Raw genomic sequence first — 5,412 nt, forward strand, 5'->3', positions numbered from 1 at the left:
ACTTTGCGCCGATGATAGTGCTGCAACCAGTGTGAAAGTAGGTTATCGTCAGGCTTGTTATTCGTAGTAGAGAGAAACCCCGATCAGCAATGATTGGGGTTTTTTTTCGTCTGGTGAAAAGGGCTTGCTCCAGCCGTCATGTTGTCTTCATCTTGGCTGTGTACGATGGTCTTATTCCATCCGCCCCGGAGCTATTTGCCATGCTGGCCAAGCTGAAACTCCTTAAAACGCCTGCAGGTCCCGATACCATCTTGATGATATCGGGCATATTGATCGTCTGGTTTGCCACTGACGGCATGATGTCCCAGCCTTTCGCTGCAGTCTACGCCGATCCCGCCATTGTGTTGACGGGTGTATTGCTTTCCGCCGCCGTCATTCTTGTGGCGCTATGGGATGCCTTGCGTCCACTGGGATTGAGCGCATCACATCGTATTGCCTTGCGTGTGCTGGCCTCCTCGGCTGTGCTCGTGCCCTTGTGCACCAAAATTGTATTTTTCTTTAACGATGTAGAAGCAGGCGAGGGCTTTCCCTGGTGGCTGCTGGCGGTGTGCCTGTTCTGGCTGCCTGCTCGCCGGCGTGCTGCCAGCCTGGTTTTTGGCATCGTGTTGCTGTGTGGCTTGGTCGAGAGTTTCTGGCCGCAAGGACTGGCAAGCCGGTCCTTTGCACCGGTACTGTGGTCCCTCTGGATCGCGTCTTATCTGGTCTATTTGCTGTATCGCGTGCTCAAATCGGACGATGCGTTGGCCTGAAACGCAAAAGTACGTCACAATTACCCTGTCGAGTTGTCGTTTTCTACAAAAACAGGAGCAACATGAACGAGTTAATTGCGAGAGACGTAGTGCTGGTACGCGCTATTGAAATGGCGGATCAGCAAAAGGAAATCCTCAGCGAAGATGACCGCATGTATGCGAGCCGCAGTGCCCGCGAACTGGCCCAGTGGCAAGCTTCGGGCAAGCATGCGGATGTGACTGGCGATGATTTCCTGCAGCAGCGCTCCGAACAGATATTGAAACGCCTGACCGAACGCACGCCCGCGTTTGCCGCATTCACCAAGCGCGGCAGCGGCATGAAGACGCTGTCGGTGACCTTGCCCTTGCTGGCCTTGCTGCTGGGCGCAGGTCTCGATCGTATTACCGATCCGCACCGCGTGGATTTATTGTCCGCGCCGCTGCTGCTGATCATCGCCTGGAATTTGCTGGTGTATATCGGTTTGTTCATCTGGTTGTTCATTCCTTCCCACCCTCTGGGTTGGCCCAAGGCCGGCCTGGTACGCCATCTGAGCGTGGGCAAACTGTCGATGCCACGCAAACTGCCGCATGTGCTGGCGACGGGCTTGCTGAATTTTTCGGTTGAATGGGGCCATTTGAGCCGCAAGCTGACATCCGCTCGCCTCGGTCGCACCATCCATTTGAGTGCGGCCCTGTTTGCTATCGGCGCCGTCGCTTCTTTGTATGCGCGCGGCTTCTTGTCGCAATATGCGGCTGGCTGGGAAAGCACTTTCCTCGGTGCGGGCCAGGTGCACAGCTTGCTGTCGACCTTGTTTGCGCCGGCCATTGCCGTATTCCCATTGCAAGGATTTTCGCTGGCCGAGATCGAAGCGCTGCGTTTCCCGCAAACCACTGCGGCTGAAGGCGGCGCACGCTGGGTGCATCTGTATGCGGCGACGATCTTCCTGCTGGTGGTGTTGCCACGCGTAATCCTGGCTGTGATCAGCAATCTGCGCGCCATCCAGCTGGCGAGAAAATTTCCGCTCGACCTCGATCAGCCGTATTTCCGCAAACTCAATGACAGCATCGGCGTGGCTACCGGCGGCCTGCTGCGCGTGTTGCCTTACAGCTTTACCGTTGACGAGGCGCGCCACAAGGGTCTGGGGCAGATCGCCACCATGCTGTTTGGCGAGCAGGGACGTGTCATGCTGCGCCCGTCGACCTCGTATGGCGAAGAGCCGAAGGAGGTACTGCGCGATACCGACCTGAACGATGCGCAAGTCAGTATCACGGCCGTGTTGTTCAACCTGACGGCCACGCCGGAAAAGGAAAACCACGGTGCTTTCCTGACTTACCTGGCGCAATCATCCACGCGCGGCATTGCCGTGCTGATCGATGAATCCTCGTATCTGGAGCATGCGGGTGTAGTGCCTGAGAACGATACCCGCCGCGCGGAGCGTGTCGCTTTGTGGCAGCAGTTCTGCCAGTTCCATCAGACTACGGGCACCGTGGTCAATTTGCTTAATCCCGCGCTGCACCCACTTGATGCGGGAGTCGGGCTGAAACTATCGGCGACAGCATGAGTGTCAATGTAGAAAAGCAGCTGCAAGACGATGCAGTGCAGATCCAGTTTGCCCTGATTTCGCATACGAATAACGGCAAGACAACCCTGGCGCGCACCTTGGTGGGCATCGATATCGGCGAAGTACGCGATGCCGCCCACGTCACGATATTTGCCGAATCGCACACCTTGCTGGCCACGCCCGAAGGCGATGCGCTGCAACTGTGGGATACGCCGGGCTTCGGCGACTCGGTACGGCTATTGAAACGACTGGGCCAGGCCGGCAATCCCATCGGCTGGTTCCTGCGCGAAGTGATCGACCGCTATCGCGACCGTCCATTCTGGCTCAGCCAGCAAGCGCTGCGCACCGCCAGGGATGCTGCCGACGTAGTGCTGTACCTGGTCAATTCGTCGGAGCATCCGAAAGACGCGGGCTATCTGCCGGCGGAAATGAAGATACTGGAATGGCTGGGCAAACCGGTGGTGGTCTTGCTGAACCAGACGGGCCCACCGCGTACCGGCAATGCCGAGCATGGCGAACAGGCGCGCTGGCGTGAACATCTGCGGCAATATCGCGTCGTGCGTGAGGTCCTGGCGCTCGATGCCTTTGCCCGCTGCTGGGTGCATGAGCGCGTATTTTACGAAGCCGTCGGCAAGCTGCTGCCCGCTTCGCAGCAGGCGGGCTATGCACGCTTGTTTGCGACCTGGCAAGCGCACAATACCGCCCGTTTCCAGCAGGCGATGCAGTTGCTGTCGTCGCAGCTGGCGGTGGCGGCGCAGGATAGCGAAGCGCTCGATACCGCATCCAAAGGATTGCTGAAATCGGCTTTACAGGTAGTAGGTATCGGCAAAAATGAGGAGCAGCAACGCCAGGAACGCGCGATGGCGGGCTTGGTGGCGCGGCTTAATCTCCATAGCGGTGAGACCACGCGCGAACTGCTGATCCTGCACAAACTCGACCCTACGGATGCGCACAAGATCAATACCCGCGTGCGCGACAACTTTGCCGTGCGCGCGCCCATCGACAAGGCACAGGCCGGCTTGTTGGGTGCCATGGTGTCCGGCGCGGCGACGGGCCTGTCGGCCGACCTGCTTTCCGGTGGCCTGAGCATGGGTGCGGGCGCCTTGCTCGGTGGCGTGGTGGGTGCCCTGACATTTGCCGGCGCCGCCTGGGGCTTCAATTCCGGCACCGACCGCAACCATCCGACCATGCAATTTACCGATGCGTTTTTGCGCACTCTGGTAGTGGCCGGCATCTTGCGTTATCTGGCGGTGGCGCACTTTGGCCGTGGCCGTGGCAATTTTGTCGAGAGCGAAGCGCCGGCCTTCTGGCAGGACGAAGTCGAGCAAGCGGTAGCGCGCCATGAAGGTGCCCTGCTGGAAGCATGGAAAGAGCTGCGCCGTGAAAAGTCACCCGAGCTGGCTGCAGCACGTCTTGCTCCGACCATGACGGCAATTGTCGGCGATACCCTGGCCAGGCTGTATCCGGACGTCCCGCGCCTGGTGTAAGCCTACGCTTTTGCCTGCAGCCATTGCTGCAGGAATTGTACGCAGACTCTCACCTTGGCCGAGTTCGACAGGCGGGAGGTCGTCACTGCCCAGACATCGGCTTCTTGCCGGTAGTCGGGCAGCACACGTATCAAGCGGCCTTGCGCCAGACTATGTTCGACATCCCAGACCGAGCGCAAGATAATGCCGTGTCCGTCAAGCGCCCAGAGGCGTGCTTTCATAGATTTTCCATGAGTCGTGAATACTGCCGTTGTGTCATAGGTGATCATGTCCTTTTGTGGACCTAGTATCATCATCGCACCGTATCCCACACAGGAAGAGACCATGGCCACCAAAAAAATAGCAGTCATCGCCGGCGACGGCATTGGCAACGAAGTCATGCCCGAGGGCTTGCGCGTCATGGAGGCGGCAGCGCGCCGCTTCAATCTCGATTTGCAGTTCACCACCATGGCCTGGGCCAATTGCGATTACTACCTGAAACATGGGCAAATGATGCCGTCCGACTGGTTCGCACAGCTCAGGGATTTTGACGCTATTTATTTTGGTGCCGTCGGCTGGCCCGATAAAGTGCCCGACCATATTTCGCTGTGGGGATCGTTACTGAAATTTCGCCGCGAGTTCGACGAGTACGTCAATTTGCGGCCGGTACGGTTGATGCCGGGCGTACCCTGTCCGCTGACCAACAAGAAGCCGGGCGATATTGATTTTTATGTGGTGCGTGAAAATACGGAAGGCGAGTATTCGTCCTTGGGCGGGCGCATGTTCGAAGGCACAGAGCGCGAAACAGTGCTGCAGGAATCCGTATTTACCCGCAAGGGCGTTGATCGCATTTTGAAATACGCGTTCGAACTGGCGCAAAGCCGGCCCAGGAAGCATCTGACGTCGGCAACCAAGTCGAACGGTATTGCGATCAGCATGCCGTATTGGGACGAGCGCGTGGAAACCATGGCGCCGCAATTTCCCGAAGTGCGCTGGGATAAGTACCATATCGACATCCTGGCAGCCCGCTTTGTATTGAGCCCCGAGCGTTTCGACGTAGTGGTCGCATCGAACCTGTTTGGCGATATCTTGTCTGACCTGGGGCCCGCCTGCACGGGAACGATTGCAATCGCGCCGTCGGCCAATATCAATCCCGAGCGCACCTTTCCTTCGGTATTCGAGCCGGTGCATGGTTCTGCCCCCGATATCTATGGCCAGAATATTGCCAACCCGATCGGCATGATCTGGTCGGGCGCCATGATGCTGGATTTTCTGGGTAATGGCGACGCCAGTTATACGGCCGCCCATGATGCGGTACTGCATGCCATCGAACAGGTGCTTGAACATGGTCCCCGCACGCCCGACATGGGTGGCAAGGCCAGTACGACGGAAGTGGGCATGGCGGTGGCGGCACTGCTGAAATAAAGCTTGCCGCCTGCGGGGGCATTTGCTATAGTTCGCCTCCTTGCAAAACGACGCACACAAAACAAGGTGTTGCGGAGTAAAACGAGGCAGAAAAGAAGGTTGACGAAATAGCCGAAACGCTTCATACTCTTCCTTCTTCGCAGCTGACAAACACAACGCTTTGTCGATAGCGCGAAAGTAGCACCGAATACAGTTCTTTAACAATTAACAGTCGATAAGTGTGGGCATTTG

The 5,412-nt window shown here is 57.8% G+C and carries 5 protein-coding genes; 4 read left to right on the forward strand and 1 reads right to left on the reverse strand.

Going from position 1 to position 5,412, the window contains the following annotated elements; translation table 11 throughout:
* Positions 1-200 precede the first annotated feature (200 nt).
* The 3 genes from ACQ4WM_RS24610 (at position 201) to ACQ4WM_RS24620 (ending at position 3,777) form a co-directional block, all read left to right on the forward strand.
* Positions 201-749, forward strand: coding sequence for a hypothetical protein (locus tag ACQ4WM_RS24610; protein WP_436549281.1), 549 nt, complete (start codon positions 201-203; stop codon positions 747-749).
* 62 nt (positions 750-811) lie between these two features.
* Positions 812-2,290 carry a DUF2868 domain-containing protein gene (locus ACQ4WM_RS24615; RefSeq protein WP_436549282.1) on the forward strand — a complete coding sequence of 493 codons (1,479 nt, stop codon included), beginning with the start codon at positions 812-814 and terminating at the stop codon, positions 2,288-2,290.
* Positions 2,287-3,777 (forward strand): DUF3482 domain-containing protein, encoded by a 1,491-nt coding sequence (locus tag ACQ4WM_RS24620; RefSeq protein ID WP_436549283.1) that lies wholly within the window; start codon positions 2,287-2,289, stop codon positions 3,775-3,777. Before ACQ4WM_RS24615 ends, ACQ4WM_RS24620 begins: the two co-directional genes overlap by 4 nt.
* Positions 3,778-3,779: 2 nt before the next feature.
* On the opposite strand, the gene ACQ4WM_RS24625 is transcribed toward ACQ4WM_RS24620, so the two are convergent.
* A complete protein-coding gene (locus ACQ4WM_RS24625; RefSeq protein ID WP_436549284.1) occupies positions 3,780-3,998 on the reverse strand; it encodes a LysR substrate-binding domain-containing protein in 219 nt (72 codons plus the stop codon).
* 103 nt (positions 3,999-4,101) lie between these two features.
* Between ACQ4WM_RS24625 and ACQ4WM_RS24630 the strand changes: the two genes are divergently transcribed.
* Positions 4,102-5,181, forward strand: a complete 1,080-nt coding sequence (locus ACQ4WM_RS24630; protein WP_436549285.1) for a tartrate dehydrogenase — start codon at positions 4,102-4,104, stop codon at positions 5,179-5,181.
* The last annotated feature ends 231 nt before the right edge of the window (positions 5,182-5,412 follow it).

Origin of the sequence: Janthinobacterium longum (genome assembly GCF_051380735.1) — a bacterium.
In the GTDB taxonomy this organism is placed as follows: domain Bacteria; phylum Pseudomonadota; class Gammaproteobacteria; order Burkholderiales; family Burkholderiaceae_D; genus Janthinobacterium.

Bases quoted from the DNA above. Each gene is read 5' to 3' on its own strand.
- ACQ4WM_RS24610 (WP_436549281.1), top strand. From the start codon at position 201: ATGCTGGCCAAGCTGAAACTCCTTAAAACGCCTGCAGGTCCCGATACC.
- ACQ4WM_RS24615 (WP_436549282.1), top strand. From the start codon at position 812: ATGAACGAGTTAATTGCGAGAGACGTAGTGCTGGTACGCGCTATTGAA.
- ACQ4WM_RS24620 (WP_436549283.1), top strand. From the start codon at position 2,287: ATGAGTGTCAATGTAGAAAAGCAGCTGCAAGACGATGCAGTGCAGATC.
- ACQ4WM_RS24625 (WP_436549284.1), bottom strand. From the start codon at position 3,998: ATGAAAGCACGCCTCTGGGCGCTTGACGGACACGGCATTATCTTGCGC.
- ACQ4WM_RS24630 (WP_436549285.1), top strand. From the start codon at position 4,102: ATGGCCACCAAAAAAATAGCAGTCATCGCCGGCGACGGCATTGGCAAC.